Source organism: Alsobacter metallidurans (assembly GCF_014636935.1).
Taxonomy (GTDB): Bacteria; Pseudomonadota; Alphaproteobacteria; order Rhizobiales; family Beijerinckiaceae; genus Alsobacter; species Alsobacter metallidurans.
In genome coordinates this window covers 1,075,343-1,093,514 of record NZ_BMES01000002.1, presented here as the reverse complement: position 1 = coordinate 1,093,514, position 18,172 = coordinate 1,075,343, and the positions used below count along the sequence as shown (strand labels likewise).

Annotated in this window: 16 protein-coding genes; 1 reads left to right on the top strand and 15 read right to left on the bottom strand. The window is 68.1% G+C overall.

Annotated features, from left to right (window positions below; all coding sequences use genetic code 11):
- Window positions 1–18: 18 nt before the first annotated feature.
- The 3 genes from IEV99_RS15340 to IEV99_RS15330 form a co-directional block, all read right to left on the bottom strand.
- On the bottom strand, window positions 19–1,806 hold the full coding sequence (locus IEV99_RS15340; protein ID WP_188518624.1) for a branched-chain amino acid ABC transporter ATP-binding protein/permease: 1,788 nt from the start codon (window positions 1,804–1,806) through the stop codon (window positions 19–21).
- Complete coding sequence (locus IEV99_RS15335) at window positions 1,803–2,678, bottom strand: branched-chain amino acid ABC transporter permease (protein WP_188518623.1); 876 nt, start codon at window positions 2,676–2,678, stop codon at window positions 1,803–1,805. Before IEV99_RS15335 ends, IEV99_RS15340 begins: the two co-directional genes overlap by 4 nt.
- Before the next feature lie 65 nt (window positions 2,679–2,743).
- On the bottom strand, window positions 2,744–3,925 hold the full coding sequence (locus tag IEV99_RS15330) for an ABC transporter substrate-binding protein (protein WP_188518622.1): 1,182 nt from the start codon (window positions 3,923–3,925) through the stop codon (window positions 2,744–2,746).
- 130 nt (window positions 3,926–4,055) lie between these two features.
- Between IEV99_RS15330 and IEV99_RS15325 the strand changes: the two genes are divergently transcribed.
- Window positions 4,056–5,249 carry an ABC transporter substrate-binding protein gene (locus tag IEV99_RS15325; protein WP_188518621.1) on the top strand — a complete coding sequence of 398 codons (1,194 nt, stop codon included), beginning with the start codon at window positions 4,056–4,058 and terminating at the stop codon, window positions 5,247–5,249.
- 61 nt (window positions 5,250–5,310) lie between these two features.
- Here IEV99_RS15325 and IEV99_RS15320 read toward each other — a convergent pair whose 3' ends face one another.
- The 12 genes from IEV99_RS15320 to IEV99_RS15265 all read right to left on the bottom strand — a co-directional run bounded on the left by IEV99_RS15320 (window position 5,311) and on the right by IEV99_RS15265 (window position 18,157).
- Window positions 5,311–6,096 (bottom strand): SDR family NAD(P)-dependent oxidoreductase, encoded by a 786-nt coding sequence (locus IEV99_RS15320; protein ID WP_188518620.1) that lies wholly within the window; start codon window positions 6,094–6,096, stop codon window positions 5,311–5,313.
- Window positions 6,093–6,422, bottom strand: a complete 330-nt coding sequence (locus IEV99_RS15315) for an AtuA-related protein (protein WP_188518619.1) — start codon at window positions 6,420–6,422, stop codon at window positions 6,093–6,095. Before IEV99_RS15315 ends, IEV99_RS15320 begins: the two co-directional genes overlap by 4 nt.
- Window position 6,423: 1 nt before the next feature.
- Window positions 6,424–7,758 (bottom strand): acyclic terpene utilization AtuA family protein, encoded by a 1,335-nt coding sequence (locus IEV99_RS15310; protein WP_188518618.1) that lies wholly within the window; start codon window positions 7,756–7,758, stop codon window positions 6,424–6,426.
- A 33-nt stretch (window positions 7,759–7,791) separates the two neighbouring features.
- Window positions 7,792–8,757, bottom strand: a complete 966-nt coding sequence (locus tag IEV99_RS15305; protein WP_188518617.1) for a Bug family tripartite tricarboxylate transporter substrate binding protein — start codon at window positions 8,755–8,757, stop codon at window positions 7,792–7,794.
- A gap of 144 nt (window positions 8,758–8,901) precedes the next feature.
- Window positions 8,902–9,642 (bottom strand): FadR/GntR family transcriptional regulator, encoded by a 741-nt coding sequence (locus tag IEV99_RS15300; RefSeq protein ID WP_188518616.1) that lies wholly within the window; start codon window positions 9,640–9,642, stop codon window positions 8,902–8,904.
- Window positions 9,643–9,696: 54 nt separating this feature from the next.
- Window positions 9,697–10,413: an ABC transporter ATP-binding protein gene (locus tag IEV99_RS15295; protein WP_188518615.1), complete on the bottom strand. Its 717-nt coding sequence runs from the start codon at window positions 10,411–10,413 to the stop codon at window positions 9,697–9,699.
- On the bottom strand, window positions 10,410–11,138 hold the full coding sequence (locus IEV99_RS15290; protein WP_188518614.1) for an ABC transporter ATP-binding protein: 729 nt from the start codon (window positions 11,136–11,138) through the stop codon (window positions 10,410–10,412). The genes IEV99_RS15295 and IEV99_RS15290 overlap by 4 nt, the downstream gene beginning before the upstream one ends.
- Window positions 11,135–12,166 carry a branched-chain amino acid ABC transporter permease gene (locus IEV99_RS15285; protein ID WP_188518613.1) on the bottom strand — a complete coding sequence of 344 codons (1,032 nt, stop codon included), beginning with the start codon at window positions 12,164–12,166 and terminating at the stop codon, window positions 11,135–11,137. Before IEV99_RS15285 ends, IEV99_RS15290 begins: the two co-directional genes overlap by 4 nt.
- A complete protein-coding gene (locus tag IEV99_RS15280; RefSeq protein ID WP_188518612.1) occupies window positions 12,153–13,043 on the bottom strand; it encodes a branched-chain amino acid ABC transporter permease in 891 nt (296 codons plus the stop codon). The genes IEV99_RS15285 and IEV99_RS15280 overlap by 14 nt, the downstream gene beginning before the upstream one ends.
- 59 nt (window positions 13,044–13,102) lie before the next feature.
- Window positions 13,103–14,329, bottom strand: a complete 1,227-nt coding sequence (locus IEV99_RS15275; RefSeq protein ID WP_188518611.1) for an ABC transporter substrate-binding protein — start codon at window positions 14,327–14,329, stop codon at window positions 13,103–13,105.
- A 38-nt stretch (window positions 14,330–14,367) separates the two neighbouring features.
- Window positions 14,368–16,137, bottom strand: a complete 1,770-nt coding sequence (locus tag IEV99_RS15270) for a hydantoinase B/oxoprolinase family protein (RefSeq protein WP_188518610.1) — start codon at window positions 16,135–16,137, stop codon at window positions 14,368–14,370.
- Window position 16,138: 1 nt separating this feature from the next.
- Window positions 16,139–18,157, bottom strand: a complete 2,019-nt coding sequence (locus IEV99_RS15265; protein WP_188518609.1) for a hydantoinase/oxoprolinase family protein — start codon at window positions 18,155–18,157, stop codon at window positions 16,139–16,141.
- Window positions 18,158–18,172 lie beyond the last annotated feature (15 nt).

The window sequence follows — 18,172 nt, the reverse complement described above, 5'->3', positions numbered from 1 at the left end:
GGGCCTCGGTGGAGTCGTTTACGCAGCTGCGGTCCGGGCCGGAGCCCCGTCCGCGCCGAAATAGGCGCGATGAACCTCGGGATCGTTGCGGATCTGCTCCGGCGCGCCTTCGGCTAGCACGCGGCCGAACTCTAGAACCACGATCCGGTCGGCGACGCGCAGCACCTCCTGCACGGCGTGGTCGATGATCAGGATCGTGACCCCTGCGTCGCGCATGCCTTGCAGAATCGCCCGGATGGCGGAGCGCTCCCGTTCGTCGAGCCCGGAGAACGGCTCGTCCATGGCGACCAGCGACGGCGCGAGCGCCAGCGTGCGGCCGATGTCGGCGACCTTCTGCACGCCGAAGGGGAGGGCGCTCGGCAGGGCTTCCGCGTTGGCGGCGAGGCCGAGCGCGTCGAGGATCAAGGAGGTGATCTCTTCGGGCGATCTGGCGGAGAGTCCCGCCTGTGCGCGTCGGGCGGCGCCGAGGCGCGCCGCGGACGCGATGTTCTCGCGCAGTGTGAGTTCGGCGAAGAGCTCGGCGTGCTGGAAGGTGCGGCCCATGCCGAGCGCCGCGCGCGCATAGGGCGGCTGGCGGATGAGGTCTTGCGCGCCGAAGCGCACGGCGCGTGCAGACGTCGCGCGGTAGAAGCCGCCGATGACGTTGAGCAGGCTGGTCTTGCCGGCCCCGTTGGGTCCTATCAGTCCGAGCGCCGAGCCGGCCGGGACCGTGAATGAGATGTCTTGGAGGGCTTTTACGCCGCCAAAGCTGAGGTCGAGGCCGTCCACCACCAAACCTTCGGTGGCGCGAGGCAAGCAGGCGCGCACCAGTTCCTCAATGGCGGCGGAGTCGATGGCGGCCGCCTGAACGCTCTCGCCCGCTTTGCGCCGGGATGGGCGGAGCAAGTGCGCAAGGGTCGGCACGATGCCCTTCTGCATGAACAGGAGCACCGCCACGGTGGCGGCTCCGAACACGAAGACGGAGATGTTGGGGATGCCACGCGCGGCCTCCGGGACGGCGACGATGAACGCCGCCCCAAGCAGGGCGCCGAGAAGGTTGCCGGCGCCGCCGACCACCGTGGCGACGATGAGCTGAACCGAGGCGTCCAGGCTGAACGCGATCGGGTCGAGATAGGAAATCGTGAACGCGATGCCAACGCCGGCGAGCGACGCAACGGCGGCGCTGAACGCGAAGGCCTTGGCGTTCTCCACATGCGGGCGCAGACCCATGGCGGCGGAGGCCGTGCGCTGGCTCTTTACGGCCAGCCAGCGCCGGCCGATCGGGCCGGACGCCACCACGTCGACGACAATGAGAGCGAGCGTCGCCAGCGTGACGGTCATCACCACCGCGCCGCGCAGGTCCAGCGTGCGGCCGAGCAGGATGCTGCGGGCGGGGGAGACCTGGATGCCCTCGTCGCCGCCCGTGATGGATGTCCAGTGCCCGATGACCTCCGTGGCCGCCATGCAGAGCGCCAAAGTGAGCAGGCCGAAATACAGCACGGAAAAGCGCCCGGCGCTGATGCCGAGAATAAAACCGGCGATGGACGCCAGCCCTATGGCGGAGAGGATCGATAGTTCGACTGGCCAGCCATGCAGGGCGAATTGGGCGGCCGTGTAGGCGCCGATGGCCATAAAGGCCGTGTGGCCCATGGACCAGATGCCGCACAAACCGGCCAGGAGGCTGACCGCCGCCACCGCAATGGCGTAGAAGGCGATGGAGGCGATGACGAACTGGCCATAGTCGCCAACAATGCCGGGCCAGCCGACCACGGCGGCGACCAGCGCGCCGCCCGCGAGCGTGAGGATGCGGCGGAGCCAGGCGTTCATACGCGCTCCTTGCGGGCGGCGCCCAAAAAGCCTGACGGGCGGATGAACAGCACCGCCACAATGATTCCGAACACGATGGTGTCGCGGTAGTTGGCCGAGAGATAGCGGCCGGCCACGTTGTCCAGCACGCCGATCGTGAACGCGCCGACGGCCGCCCCCAGCATGCTGGTGAGCCCGCCGAGGAACACGCCCGCGAAGGCGCGGAACAACGGCGAGAGCGTGAGGTTGGCGTTGGCCGAACCGTCCGCGGCGAGAAAAAAGGCCGCGATGGCGGCGATGCCGCAGCCGATGAACCAGGCCAGCGACGCGATGACGGTCGGCCGGATGCCGATGATCCGGGCGGCGAAGTGATCCTCGGCGCTGGCCCGCATGGCGACGCCGATCGCTGTGAAGCGAAACAGCCAGGCGATCGCCGCCATGGCTGCGAGCGCAATCCCGGTCGCGATGATCTTGTTGAGCGTGAGCGCGACGCCAAACACGCGGACCGTCCCGGTCGCCACCGGGGCGACCACGATGGGCCGCTGGCCCCAGATCACGCCGATTACCGCATGAATGATGAGCCCGAGCCCGATGGTCACCACCAGAGCGATGAAGAGGCTTTTATGCCCGGCTCCCAGCGGCCGGATAAGAAAGCGCTCCGTCGCCATACCGGCGAGGCCCGCGATGAGGACCGCCAGCACTAGGGCTGCGGCGGGCGGCAAACCGGCCGCCATCGCCGAGGTGGTAAGGAACACCGCCAGGGTTGCGGTGTCCCCGATGGCGAAGTTCACCGTGTCGGTGGAGCGGAAGATGATCACGATGCCGAGCGCGAGCAGCGCATAGGCCGATCCGCTGACCAGGCCCGAGGCGATGACGGCCGGCAGGTCGCCCATCTTGTGTCCTTCCAGTCGAGTGCGGGAGCGCGATTTCGAGCGGTTGAGGGGCGCTTACGCGCAGGTCACCACTCCGCGGTGGTGTCGATCGGCTCGCCGACGGCTTCCCAGACGCCGTTCTTCAAGACCACCCGCTGCAGCGTGGTGAGGCCGAGCGGCCGGTCGGGCGCGAAGGTGACCGGCGGGAGGACGCCGCTGTCGTAATCCTTGAGTTTGTAGAAGCCCTCGATGAAGGTGGCGCGGTTGAGCGGCTCGTCTGCCCGACGCAGCGCCTCGACCACAACCTTGGCGAAGCCGAAGCTGAGGAGAGAGTCGAAGTCGGGCTTCTGGTCCGGCGCGTATTTGGCCAGGGCGGCGCGATATTCCTTGAGAGCCGGGGTGTCGAGCGAGGCCGGCACGGTCCAGGACACGCCCTTGACGCCTTCCACGGCGGCTCCGCCCAGGAGCGGCAGCGACTGGGTGACGTTGGGCGAGTAGGTGTAGATCGGGATCTGCGAATTCTGCTGGCGCAGTTCCTTAGCGAGAGCTGAAACCTCCTGGACCACGGCGATCTGGATAATGGCGTCGGGCGCGCGGCGCAGCGCGTCGAGCGCGATGGGGGCGTAGTCCTGCGTGCCCCACTTCACCGATATCGCCTCGACCTTGGCCGACGCGTCCGCCTTGCGGATGGCCGCCACGGCGCTTTCGCCGGGCTTGTGGTAGGCGGCCGGGTCCGAGTGGATCACGAGGATGTTCTTGCGACCGTCCTTGACGGCCCAGCGACCCACGGCGGCGGCCTGGTTCTCATAGAGCACCTGCGCGCTCAGGAGGCCGGGGCGCGGGGGGGTGTACCAGTCCTCGGCGCCGGCGTAGGGCGTCACGAAGGGCACTTTCTCCTGCTGCAGCACATACGGGAAGGCGGCGGCGGACGGCCCCGTGCCGAAGCCGACCGCGATGGCCAAAACCTCGTCGCTGCCGATGAGCTTGCGCGCCGCTGCGACCGTGCGCTGCGGGTTGAAGGCGTTATCCTCGACGATGAACTTGATCTTGCGGCCTTTTACGCCGCCCTGATCGTTGATCATGTTGAAATAGGCGTCGGCGCCGGCCCGCACGGGCACGCCATAGATCGAAACCGGCCCGCTGAGCGGCTGCCAAGATCCGAGCTTGATCTCCTTGTCGGTCACGCCCGGCCCGACCTGAGCGAGCGCATGCGCTCCGGTCAGAAGCATACCCGCCAGCAGCGCCGCTGCGCCAGCCCAGGTCTTCATCGGTCCCTCCCAAGTCAAGGTCTTCGCCTTCTGCAAACAGCGTAGAAGGCTCGACATCGTCGCGCAACTAAATTATTAGACCATATCAAAGAGCGATGATTTTGTGCTCGCAATAGACCGGGAGGAACGCATGGCCGTGAGCCGGGCAAAGCTTCACTTTGGCGCGATTTGCACCGCTGCACTGGGCATTCTGGCGGCCCAGCCTGCACTTTCCCAGGAGGCGTCTGGCGTATCCAAGACGGAGATCACGCTGGGGAGCTGGTCCGCCCTGAAGGGACCTTTCGCTCTTTATGGCGTGCCGGGCGTCGCTGGGCAGACCGCGTTTTTCAGCCGGCTGAACGACGCGGGCGGCGTCAACGGCCGTAAGATCCGCGTCGTCGTGGAAGATCATGGCTACAATCCGCAACAGGCGGTCGCGGCTGCGCGTAAACTGGTGGACAGCGACAAGGTGCTGGCCATCCAGGGCTCCTACGCGACTGGCCCGAGCGCCGCCACCTTCCCGTACCTGACACAAGCGGGCGTACCCTACGTCATGCCGTACGGCGGCGCGCTCGACTGGTACGAACCCACCCGCCCGCTGCTGGTTGGCGCGCAGACCTTGCTCGACTACCAGGCCCGGGCCGTCGGTCGCTGGGCCGGCAAGGACGGATTCAAGAACGTCGTCGTCATCCACGCCGCTGCGCCGGCCTTCGAGAAGGTCGCGTCGAATGTGGAGCCTGGCGTGAAGTCGGCCGCAGCCGACTCGAAAGTCGAGATGATGCCGGTGAAGCTCGGAACCAGCGACTATGCGCCCATCGCCCTCGAGGTGGCCCGGAAGGCTCCGGACGCGCTGGTGTTCATCGGCACTATCCAGGAACTCTCGTTGCTCGCCAAGGAACTGAAGCAGCAGAAGGTGCAGACGCAGCTCTTCACCTACGGCGGCAATGTCAGCGCCGATCTAATCAAGATCGGCGGCGAGGCCGTGGAGGGCCTGCGCAGCGTGTCGCTGTCGTACACAGTTGAATCGGACCAGCCGGCCGTGCGTGAGTACCGCGAAGCCCTGGCGAAATACGCCCCGAACGAGCAGCCAGACTATGGCTCGCTGCTCACCTATGCGCTGGCGAAGATCACCGCCGAGGCCATTCGGCAGGCCGGCGAGCCCCTGAACCGCACGACGCTGGTGCAGGGCTTCGAGAAGCTGAAGAACTACGACTCCGGCATCATCGGCAAGGTCACGCTGACACCCGAGAAGCACCTCGGCACGACCGAAGTGCTTCGGGTGCAGATCCGTAACGGTAAGTGGGTTCCGATCGGCGACTTCGTCGACGCGCTCGGCGCCTGGTAAATGTGCCGACGCCGGACGGGCGCCTCCGCGATAGGGGAGGGCGCGTCCGGCGCAGTCCGCCTCACGACATCGGGGTTCCGGCCATCAGGCCGCCATCGATGGAGAAGGCGCTGCCGGTGCAGAAGGCGGCTTCGTCGCTGAGCACGTACGCCAGCAGGGCCGCGACCTCGTCCGGCGTTCCGTAGCGTTTCAGCGGCAGGCGGGCGAGCGACGCCCGGGCGGCGGCTTGCGGGTTCTCGGGCGCGAAGCCGTGCTCGATATTGTGGATCATCTGCGTGTCGATCGGACCTGGGTGGAGGGTGTTAACCCGCACGCCCTGCGGAGCGCCCTCCAGCGCGGCGCAGCGCATCAGGCCGAGCACGGCGTGCTTGCTGGCCACATAGGGGGCCATGGCTGGGCTGCCGCGCAGGCCGGCGGTGGAGGAGGTGAGGACGATCGATCCGCCTCCCTGGCGCTTCATCAGCGGCATGAGGCGGCTCAAGCCGATAAACGGCCCCCTGACATTGATCGCCATCACGCGATCGAAGTCCGCGACCTCAGCCGCTCCGAGCATCGCAATTTTGCCCTCGGTCCCGGCGTTCAGGAAGGCGCCGTCGATGCGCCCGAACGCATCGAGTGCCGCCTGGATGGCGTCGTCCATGGCGCTTTCCTGCGTGACGTCGCCTGCGCTGCAGACCACGGGCCCGCCGAGTTCGCCCGAAAGCGCCTCTAGCGACTTCGGGCCGATGTCGGTCAGCGCGAGCTGCGCGCCCTCCGCGGCGAGGCGGCGGGCCGCGGCCTTGCCGATGCCGCCTGTGGCGCCGGTGATCAGGATGGTCTTGCCGGCAAAGCGGGCTTGAGTGGTCATGGGGTAGGCATCCGGTTTTGACGGGCTGGCAGCTCGAGCTCGAGCAGCGCCCCGCTGAGGCTCTTGCCGTGGGGGTCGAGGGCCAGCGAGCGCGTGACGCCGCCTCCCAGCGCACCCGTCATTACGAAGTTCAGCGCCCCAAGGCCCGGCAGTTCATAGCGCGCCACATCGCCGTGAACGACGCCTGCAAAAAACGCCTTTACGCGTTCGGCGGTGACGTGCTCCACCAGAAACGCGTAGTCGCCCGGCTCGTACGCGATCACCGCGATGTTGGAGATGTCGCCTTTGTCGCCCGCGCGGGCGTGGGCAAGTTCGCGCAGCCGCATCTCAGGCCTCCAGCCAGTGAACGGTTGGGGCGATAAGCGACCGCGGCAGCAGCGCTGAGGCCGCCGCGACGACCTGCCGTGCGGACCAGGTCGCGCCGCCGCCTCCCGCAGGGCCGTTGATCCACACAGCCTCGACCTCGCGGCCGATGCGTTGGGCGTCCTGCAAGCTCGCGGTGCGACCCGCAACGCGGGCGCGAACGTCCAGGACCTCGGCGTCGGGCCTCGGACCGCGGTAAACGGAGTCGACCCCGATCACGTCCAGCCGAAGCTCGGAAACCGCCACGCCGAGCATCCGCAGGCGTTCCTCCACGATGGCGAGCGCGAGCCGCGCCCGGGCTTCGGCCCCGGCTCCCGCATAGGAGATCTGGCCTTCGCCGATGAAGCCGTCATGGTGGCCGATCGTCACCTTGAGGCTGTCCGTGCGCGGAGAGCCGCCACCACCCGAAAGCCGCACGCGGTTCGGTCCGACCTGCTCAAAGCGCGCGCTCGTGAAGTCCGCGACGACGTCGGGCTGAATGTAGCGCGCCGGATCGTGCACCTCGTAGAGCAACTGCTCCTTGCAGGTGCGAAGGCTGAGCTCGCCTCCCGATCCCTCCACCTTGCTGAACAGCGCCCCGCCGTCGGCGTCGACCTCCGCGAGGGGGAAGCCCAGGCGTGCGAGGTCGGCGACATCCTTGACGCCGGGGTCCGCAAAATAACCGCCCGTCAGTTGAGAGCCGCACTCCAGCAGGTGCCCGATCAGCGCCCCGCGGCCGAGGCGCTCCCAGTCGTCCTCCCGCCAGCCGAATTCATGCGCCAGCGGCGCCATGAACAGCGCCGGGTCGCCAACCCGACCGGTGATCACCACGTCCGCGCCGCCCGCCAGCGCCTCAACGATGGGGGCAACGCCCAGATAGGCGTTGGCCGAGATCGCCCGGTCGGCGATGTCCGCAAACGCCCCCGGGCCATCCGTGAGGGCGGGGCTGGTCTCGCGCACCTGACCAAGAACGTCGTCGCCGAGCACATAGGCGATCTTCAATCCCGCGTAGCCGAGGTCGCGACCGATGGAAGCGATCGCTTGCGCGGCCGCCGCGGGGTTCGCCGCGCCCATGTTGCTGACGATTCGCACGTGGCTGCGACGGCAGACCGGCAGCACCGCGCGCATCCGCTCGTCGAGGAGCCGGTCGTAACCGGCGTTCGGGTCCTGCAGCCGCGCCTGTTGGGCGAGTGCGATGGTGCGCTCGGCCAGGCACTCGAAAACCAGGTAGTCGAGCGCGCCCTTCTCGGCGAGTTCGACGGCCGGCTCGATGCGATCCCCGCCAAAGCCCGAGCCTGCGCCGATCCTGATCGTCTTCATTGGACCTCTCCGCCGCGATGCGCCGCCATGGCGTCACTCCGCCTCGATGCCGGCTTCCTTGACGAGGGTCGTCCACTTGGCGACCTCGCTCTTCACATAGCCCGCGAAGGTGTCGACGGACTGAGGCTGCGCCTCGATGCCGAGCGTGGCGAAGCGCTCCTTGACCTCGGGCATCGCCAGCACGGCGTTCACTTCGCGGTTGAGCCGCTCGATGACGTCCTTGGGCGTTCCGGCCGGGGCGAACAGCCCGGTCCAGGAGGCAAGGTCGAAATCTTTCACCGCCGTTTCGTGGATCGTCGGCAGGTCGGGAGCGAGCGTGCTGCGCGCCTTGGTGGTGACCGCCAGCGCCCGCAGCGAGCCCGCCTGCACGGAGGTGACGGCCGACGACATGTCGCAGAACATGATGTTGACGCGGCCGCCCATCACGTCCGTGAGGGCAGGGGGATTGCTGCGGTAGGGCACCTTAAGCATTTGCACGCCCGAGCCCCTGGCGAAGCTCTCCGCCATCACGATGCTGGTCGAGCTGCCCGCCGCATAGGTCACGTCACCGGGCTTCGCCCTGGCCAGCGACACGAGTTCGGCGACGCTCTTCACCGGCAGCTTGGGGTCGACCACCAGGAAATAGGAGAACACGCCCGTGTGGGCGATGGGGGCGAAATCCTTGATGGGATCGTAGTTGAGCTTCTTGTAGAGCGCGCTGTTGGAGCCGTGGGTGGAGTTGGTGCCCAGGAGGAGCGTGTAGCCATCCGCGGCCGCGCGGGACACGGCCGTCGTGGCGATCGCGCCCGTGGCGCCGATGCGGTTCTCGACCACGAAGCCCTGGCCGAGGCGAGGAGCGAGGTATTGCCCCAGCATGCGGGCGGCGGTGTCGCTGCCGCTGCCGGCCGCGAAGGGCACCACGATGGTGATGAGCCGGGTCGGATAGGTCTGGGCGCCGGCCGGAGCCGTGATCCCGACACACGCCAGCAGGCCCAGCACTGCTCTCGCCAAGCTCCTCATCGTTGTCTCCCGTAGCCGCGTCTCGTCGACGTCATTTTGCGTGCGCACGCCGGTCGGCGCACGTCGTCATGAGACGTTAAAGTCTCGGCGGCGAGGGATCAACAAAAAGGTCTGATTATTTGAATGATCGCCAAATAGCGTTGGCTAGGCCGGCTCGGCGCCGGCCGCGGTCGTGGAGGTCGCGATGTCGCGATAGCCGCTGACATGGCGGTCCATGCGCTTGAACGCGGCGTCCTCATCCTGGTCGCGGATGGCCTTCAGAATCACCGTATGCGCCTTGACGGCGATGGCCCGCAGTTCGGGCGTCGTGACGTGCTGGTAGTCCATGGCGTCCCGGATGGGGGTCGCGATCGCCTCCATGAGCGCCATGAGGGGTTCGTTGCGGCTGGCCCGCGCGATGGCGAGATGCCAATCGAGATTGATGTTCTTGTAGACGGCCACGTCGTTCACCGAGGCGGTGAACTGCTCGTGGATCGCGTCCATCTCGGCCAGTTGCTCCTCGGTGCGGTGCCGGGCGGCCAAGCGGGCCAGCGTCGGCTCAACGGCCACGCGGCACTCCAGCAGCGAATCCAGGCGGATGCCATGCGTGCGGACGAACAGCTCCACCGACCGCGCCACGGACGCTCGGCCGGGCAGCGTCACCATGGATCCGCCGGTCCGGCCCACCTTGGTGGTGATCAGCCCTTCGGATTCCAGCACGCGCAGCGCATCGCGCACGGAAGTTCGGCTCAGCCCGGACTCGACCACGAGGTCTCGCTCGGTGGGGAGAAAGCTACCGGGCGTGATCTGGCCCTTCACAATCAGTTCGCGCAGTCGCGTCGCCAGGATGTCCGACGCCTTCGGGACCACAACCGGCGAAATGAGCGTGTTCAACTTGATCGTCATGCAGGTCTCCCCGCGTCTGTATCGGTCATTCCGGCGGAATGGTCCAACTGTTTACTAGAGACCCATGTAGGTTTCCTGAATGGACCGATCCGCCAGGAATTGCGCGGCCGTACCGGAACGCGCGATGCGGCCGTGGTCCAGGATATGCGCCTCGTCGGCGATCTCCAGAACCTCGGTGACGCGCTGCTCGACGATCACCACCGTCAGGCCTTCCTCCCGAGCCAGGCGCGTGACGATTTCGAGCACTCGTTCGGCCATGAGGGGCGAGAGGCCGACCGAAGGTTCGTCCAGGAGCAGAAGAGCAGGCCGGCACATCAGCGCCCGCGCGATGGCGCACATCTGCCGCTCGCCGCCCGACAGCTTGCCGGCGTGCTGGTCACGACGCTCCAGCAGGATCGGGAAGGCGTCCATCACCTCGCGCATGCGCGCAGCCAGGTGAGGCCTCGCGTTCGGCGCATAAGCGCCCAGCTGCAGGTTCTCCTGCACGGTCATGAACGGGAACAGCCGCCCGCCTTCGGGCACCAGCGCGAGGCCCAGGCCCGGGAGGGCGTCCGCGCGCGCGCCCGTGATGTCCCGGCCATCGAAGGTGACGCGGCCGCGGCTCGGCTTGATCAATCCCGCTACGGTCGCGAGGAGCGTGGTCTTGCCCGCCCCGTTCGCGCCGACAATCGCCGTCACCGCGCCCTTGGGAACCCGGAAGGCGACGTCATGCAGCACCGGCATGTCGTTGTAGCCCGCCGAAAGGTCTTCCACGACGAGTTGATCGCTCATGCGCGCCTCTTGCCCACATAGGCCTCGATCACCTCGGGGTCGGACAGAACGTCCTCGGCCGAGCCTTCGCGCAGCAGCTTGCCGCGGTTCATCACGATCACGCGGCGCGAGAAGGCGCGCACGACCTTGAGGTTGTGCTCGATCACCAGGAAGGCCACGCCGCCGGCGTTCAGCGTGTGCACCATCTCGATGATGTCCTGCACCTCGGTCTGGTTCAGCCCCGCCATCACTTCGTCCAGCAGGACGATCTGCGGCTCCATGGCCAGCGCCCTGGCGACTTCCAGCCGGCGCCGTTCGCCGAGCGTGAGATCGCCCGCCCGGTGGCCCGCCCGCTTGGCGAGCCCGACGAGCTCCAGCGCCTCGGCGGCCCTGGCGGCGGCGGCGGGTAGCGAGCGGTGATGCAGGAAGGCGCCCACCATGCCGTTCTCCAGCACGCTTAGGGAGGTGAGCGTCTGTGAGATCTGGAACGTGCGACCAAACCCGAGCCGCGCCCGCTCATTCGGCCGCAAAGGCCCGATGTCTTGGCCGCGAAACAGGATCTTGCCGCTCGACGGCGGCAACTGGCCGGTCAGCAGGTTGAACAGCGTCGTCTTACCGGCGCCATTAGGTCCGATGATGCTGACGATCTCGCCGGGCGCGACGTCGAAGCTGACGGCGTCCACCGCGCGCAGGCCCCCGAAGTGGCGCGACGCGCCTTGCACCTGAAGAAACGAAGCGCCCGTCATCGGCCGGCTCCCTTCGCGGCGCCCGGTCGGCTCCACAGTCGCTTCAGCCCGCCCACGATGCCGCGGCGCAGAAACAGGGCCGTCAGCATCAGGATGAAGCCGAGCACGATCAGGTTCGCGCCCGGAATGGACCCGCCAAGCTCGGCCCGCAGCCAGCTTTCGAGCGGGATGATCAGGAGCGCGCCCAGCATCGGGCCGTAGATGGTCCCGATCCCCCCGATCAGGGCGATCAGCGCCATCTTCACGCCGATGTCGAACAGCGAGAACAACGTCGGCGGGTCGGCGACGCGCACATACATGATGTAGAGCACCCCGCCCATGCCGGTGAGCGCAGCGCTGATCGCCATCCCGGCGAGCTTGGTGCGCAGCACGTCGATGCCGGCCGCCGCGGCCGCATCCTCGTTGTCGCGGACGGCCTGCAGCGAGTAGCCGAGCCGGCTGCGGGTCACGGCCGCCATCACGACGAGGCAGACGGCCAGGAACCCAAGCATCAGCAGGGCGTAGGACAGTCGGTCCCGGAAGATCATGTTCTGGAGCCCGGCCCGAAACGGGATCGAGACTCCGCGCGAGCCGCCGGTGAATCGGTCGAAGTAAAGCGACAGCGACAGCAGCACCTCCGTCATCGCCATGGTGGCGATGGCGAAGAACGGCCCGCGCAGGCGAAACACCGGCCACGAGATCAGGACGCCGAGCACGGCCGACAGCAGCGCGGCCGGCAGCAGGGCCAACCAGGGCGACACCTGCAGGCCGAGATAGAGATTGCTGACCGTGAAGGCGCCGATCGCAAAGAACACGCTGTGCCCAAGCGAGAACTGGCCGCCGAGCCCGCCGATGACGTTCCACGCGGTCGCCAGCCCGGCGAACAGAAACGTGCTGGCCAGGATGTTCAGCGTGAAGCTGTCCCCCGACATCGCCGCCACCAGCGCGCCCAGCGCCGCCAGTGCCCCGAACGTGACCGGCAGCTCGTGGCGCAGCGTTTTCACGCCGCCCGTTTTGCGCCAGGCGAGGCGTTGCTCACGATTGCTCACGGAGCCCCACTTCCTCCGCGCCCGCGACGCCGAAGAGGCCGGCGGGGCGAATGATCAAGACGGCGATGAAGACAAGAAACAGCACGGCATGCTTGAGCGCAGGATCCAGGTAGAAGCCCGCCAACGCCTCCGTCAGCCCCACGATGAAGCCGCCCACATAGGCGCCCGCGACGCTGCCCAGCCCGCCCAGCACCACCACCGCGAAGGCCGGCATGATGAAGTTCATGCCGATCTGCGGCGACATGGAATAAAGCGGCGCGAGGAGGCAGCCGGCGAGCCCTGCCAGCGCCGCGCCCACGCCGAAGCTCACCATGTACATGCGCTCGACATTGATCCCCATCAGCCGCGCGGCCTTGCGGTCCTGAGCAACCGCCCGGATCGCTTTGCCAGGGAGCGTGACCCGCAGCCACCAGCCGAGCGCGCCCGCCACCACGGTGGCGGCGACCAGCACGAGGATGCGGGCCAGCGGCATCTGCACGGGCCCAAGCGACATGGATATCTGAGCGGCGGCCGAGTTGACGCTGAGGCTCACGCCGCGCGTCAGCGCCAGCACCACGTTCTCGAGCACCATGAGCAGTCCGAAGGTGGCGAAGACCTGCATCATCGGCTCGCCCTGCAGCGGCCGCAGCAGGATCCAGTAGACGACGCAGCCCAGCGCGAACAACGCCGGCGCAACCACCACCGGGGCGATGTAGGGATCCATCCCCATCGCCACCTGGGCCGCGAACGCGCCGTACATGCCCAGCATCACGAACTCGCCCTGGGCGAAGTTGACGATGCGGATCACGCCGAAGATGAGGTTCAGGCCGACGCTGACGAGGCTGTAGATGCCGCCCAGCAAAAGGCCGATCGCCACGATGTTGAGAAATTCGGCCACCAGAGGCTCTCCGGTTGCGAGCTTGGGGCGAGGGCGTCGGGACGCCCCCGCCCATGGCGTCAGGCTCGGGGAACGTTGATGACCGAGACGCCCTCGGACGCCGCCTCGGTGGGGTAGACGGCCTTCACGGCGCCGCCCTGCCACTGCGCGACAACCGGCAGCGCCCGGGTGTTCTGCATCTTGTCGTCGAACTTCACCCCGTAGCCGGTCTCGTAGGCCCCGAGCGGCTTGTCCATGGCGGCCGCCGCCTTGATCACCTTCTCGAATTCGACGCTGCCGGCGGCCTTGATGGCCTCGAACAGGATTTTCATGCCCACGAAGGCGTTCATGCCCTGCGGGGCGACGGGGTCGCGGCCGAGCTTGTCGCGATAGAGCCTCAGGAAGACGCCTGCGCCGGGCCCGTACTTCTCGCTCACGTCCGGGCGGGGGTAGGACACCAGCAGGATGCCGTCGAGGTAATCCTTGCCGATGGCCTCCAGCGTCTCCTTGGTGTCGCCGACGCCGCACGACATCATGGCGGCGGGCTTGAAGCCCTGGTCGCGGGCCGCCCGCAGCAGCAGGTTGGTGTCCACCACATAGGCGGTGCTGATCCAGACGTCGGGCGCGAAGTTCTTCGCCCGCAGAATGGAATCCGTCACGTCGATCGCCTTGGCGCTGTGCGAGCCGATGCCGACCGTGACGCCGGCCGCCTTGAAGAGGCGTTGTTGTTCCAGCGCGATGGAGGTGCCGTAGGCCGAGTCCTCGTGCTCGATCCAGACCTTCAGGTCCTTGGGCTGCTTGTTCAGCTTCGCGCCCACCACCTTGATGGCGCCTTCCACGGCCCGGGACGCGAATTCGTTGCTGCTCGGGCCCGTGCGCACGAAGTTGGGCAACCCGCGATCGGTGAGGTCGCGCGCCAGCGCGTTGGTTTCCCAATAGAGCTTGCCGTAGTTCAGCGCGCTCTCGCTCGCCGCGTTGGAGATGGCGGTCACATAGGTGCCGGCCAGGATGTCGACCTTGTCGCGCCCGACGAGCTGCTCCACCGCGCCGATGCCCTCCTGCGCCGACGTGGCGTTGCCGCGCACGATTTGCACCTGACGGCCAAGCAGGCCGCCCTGGGCGTTCGCCCATTCGGCCGCGAGTTCGTAGCAGCGGGTCACCTCGTCGCCATACTGCGCCATCGCGCCCGAGTAGGGGTTCACGGCCCCGATCTTGATGGGCGCGCCCTGCGCGAAGCTGGAGCGCGAACCGGCCATGAGGGCCGCGCCCGTCGCCAGGGCTCCAAACTGCCGTCTCGTGAGCGTCATGGTGTCCTCCCGTTCTGTTTTTTTGTTTGCGTATCGTTCTAGACGGCGCGGCGCTGCTCCGGCCGCATTCCGCTTCGCTTCGCCCGGCTGCGTTCCGCGTCCAGCGCATAGACGGGGCGGTCGTCGATCATCCGCTTGGTCGCGACCACCGCGCCATAAACGGTCTCCGCCGCACCCGCGTCGATGAACCCGCCATTCAGGTCGGCCTCCACGGCCGCAAGGTCCCGATCGAGCGGATCGCCGAAGCCGCCGCCGCCCGGCGAGCCGAGATGGAAGCTGTCGCCTGCCGCGAAGGGCGCCTTCTCGGCCTTGCTGCGCATGGGCGGGATCCACGTCTTTCCCCCCGTATGGAGCTCGACGCTGTTGGGCGCGGCCGAAGACCCGCCCTGCACGCCGAACGGGGCATGATCGACGCGGTCGCCAAGGATGGACACCACCGCGTCCGAGAGCGTCTCGATCTCGTAATGCGAGCCGCATCCGCCGCGGTGCATGCCGGCTCCGCCTGAGCCCTCGCGCACGCCATAGCTGCGGAAGCGCACGGGGTAGCGATGCTCCGACATCTCCACCGACATGAACTTGGCCATGGAGCCCGGCGGCGTGCCGTTCAACAGGCCGTCAGACGCTTGGCTGGCCCCATAGCCGCCTGGGTAGGGGTACACAGCGACGAAGTACTTGCCGGTCGCAGGATGGCGGCCGGAAACCGTCGCCACCCCGGTGGTGCCGAACGGCGCAGCGGGCGTGTGCTCCGGAATGGCCTGCGCCAGCGCGCCGAACACCACGTCGACGATGCGTTGTGTGACGTCGGTCGTGCCGCCCACCGCAGAGGGGTACTCCGCCGCCAGGATGCTGGGCTTCGGGATCACGAACTTCGCCGGCCGGAACGCGCCGCCGCTCACCGGCGCCTCGGGGAAGATGTGCTTCAACGCCACCAGGCAGAGCGAGCGCGTGGTCGCGTCCGAGATGTTCATCGGGCCGACCGCCCTGGCGGACGTGCCGGTGAAATCGAAGATCATGTCCGATCCCGCAACCGTCACGGCGAGCGCCACCGTCAGGGGCTCGTCCACCACGCCGTCATTGTCGAAATAATCGGTGATCCGGTACGTGCCGTCGGGGATTTCCGCGATATAGGAGCGCATCTCGGCCTCGGAGCGGCGCATCATCTCGTCCATGCAGGATTTGAGGACGTCCGCGCCGTAGCGGGCCACCAGCGCGTCGAGGCCGCGGCGTCCGAGGCTGAACACGTTGGTCATCGCTTCCAGGTCGCCCAGCAGCTGCTGCGGCAGCCGCACATTGGCGGTGATCAGCCCCACCACGGCGTCGTTGCGCCTGCCGTTCTCGAACAACCGCAGCGGCGGGATGATGATCCCTTCCTGGTGGATCTCGCGCGCGGTCGGGGCCCAGCCGCCCGGAACGCTGCCGCCCATGTCCATCCAGTGGCCGGTGTTGGCGAACAGCGCAAACAGCTTTCCGTCCACGAAATGCGGCGACACGAGCACGACGTCGTTGAGATGCGTGCCGCTCAGATAGGGGTCGTTGGTGATCCAGACATCACCCGGCCTGAAGCCGCCGGCCGCCTCCGCGATCGGGATCAGCCGCTGCACGGTGAACTGCATGTTGGCGAGGAACATCGGGAGGCCGTAGCCGCCCTGCGCGATGGTCTCGCCTGTGGTCGGCTCGTAGAGGCCGTGCGCGCAGTCGTTGGTTTCCGAGATGATGGGCGAGAGCGCCGCCCGGATGAGATGCAGGTCCATCTCGTCCGCGATCTGCTCGAGGGCGCCGCGAACCACGGCGAGCGTCACCGGATCCATGTCAGGCCACCTCGATCAGGATGTTGCCAAAAGCGTCGACCCTGGCGTGCATGCCGGGCTCGACCACGCTGGTGGTGTCCGCCTGCTCGATAATGGCGGGACCGTCGAACACCATGCCGGGCGACAATGCCGTACGGTCATAGATCGGCGTGGGCTTCCAGCCGCCGAAATACACGTCCCGGTGGTCGCGCACCGGCGCTGGGCGATGCTCCAGCCGGCCGGGCGCGCTCGCCGGCTTGGCCCGTACGCCCTGAACGGCCGTCTTCAGGCCGACCAGCACGACCGGGATGTCGCCCAGCACATTGCCGTATTCCAGCCGGTAGACCTCCTCGAAGGCCTGCACCATGCGGGCGTGGTCCCAGGACGGCTCCACGGCGGCGCGCAGCGTATGGATCTGGCCGAGATAGGACATCTCGGCCGCATGCGAGACCGCCACGGTGTCGAGCGGCGTGCCGCTGGCGGCCAGGCGCTCCTCGCCCTCGCGGCGCTGGCGGGTAAGCACCTCGCTCACGAATGTCGGCGCGACCTCGGCCAGAGGCGTCTCCACCGTCTGGGAGAGGTCGTAGCGCAGGTCCGCGACCGCGCAGCCCAGCGCGCAGAGCACGCCCGGATGCGGCGGCAGCAGCATGGTGCGGATGCCGACCTCGCGCATGATCGCCGCACCGTGCAAGGGTCCCGCGCCGCCGAACGCCACGAGCGCGAAGTCGCGCGGATCGTGCCCCTGCTCGACGCTGAGCAGGCGCGTGCGGCGCGCCATCACGTGATCCACGATGGTCAGGATCGCCTCCGCGGTCTGCTCGACGCCGAGGCCCAGCGGCTCGCCGAGCTTCGCCATGGCGGCGCGGGCGCCCTCGACGTCGAGGTGTGTGAGGTGCTTCATGCCGATTGGATGCTCGGCGTTGATGCGCCCCAGCACCGCGTTCGCGTCCGTGACGGTGGGCTCCACTCCGCCGCGGCCGAAGCACACCGGTCCCGGCACGGCGCCGGCGCTGCGCGGCCCGACCTGCAGGGTGCCGCCGCGATCCAGAAACGCGATGCTGCCGCCGCCGGCGCCGATCGTGTGCACGTCGATCATGGGCAGCCGCAGCGGCACGCGAAAGTCGAGCTCGGTGGTTTCGGCGATCCGCGGCGCGCCGTTCACCACGACGGCGACGTCGTAGCTGGTGCCGCCCATGTCGCCCGTGATCACGTGCGTGAAGCCCGCCTCGGCGGCGAGCCGCGCCGCCGCCATCACGCCGGCCGCCGGTCCGGAGCGCACGATGTTGGCGGCTCGCTGCGACAGCTGCGACAGCGGGATCAGCCCGCCATTGGACTGCATCACCAGCGTTTGGCGCTCGAAACCGAGTTCGCCGAGTTTTTCGGTGAGATTGCGGGCGTAGCGCGACACGAGCGGCTGCAGATAGGCCTGCACGGTCGCCGTGCTGGTGCGCTCGAATTCGTAGTACTCGCGCACCACGTCGCTGGAGATCACGACCTCCCAGCCCGGGTTGGCGGCCTGCACGATCTCCCTGGCGCGGCGCTCATGCGCCGGGTTGGCGTAGGCGTGCAGAAACGAGATCACCACGGCGTCTACCGGCTCGCGGGCCAGCGCCCCGGCAAGGCGCTCCAGCCCGGCCTCGTCCAGCGGCGTCAGCACTTCGCCCCTGTGGTCGAGACGCTCCTCCACTTCCCAGCGCATCTCGCGCGGGATCAGCGGCTGCTGCACGCCCGTGAGGCCGTACATGCGTTGCCGGTCGCGCCGGCCCAGCTCCAGGATGTCGCGAAAGCCCTGCGTGGTGATCAGCGCACAGCGGGCGCCGCGGCGCTCGATCACCGCATTGGTCGCGATGGTGGTGCCGTGCAGGATGACGTCGAGCGACGCCGGCGCGGCGCCGACCGCCTTCAGGGCGTCGATCAGCCCGCGGCTGGGGTCGTCCGGCGTCGACGGCACCTTCAGCACCGCGTCCACGCTCAGGCCGTCGGCCGAGTAGAACAGATCGGTGAACGTGCCGCCCACGTCGATGCCAACGATTCCGCCCATGGCGCGTCCTGCTCT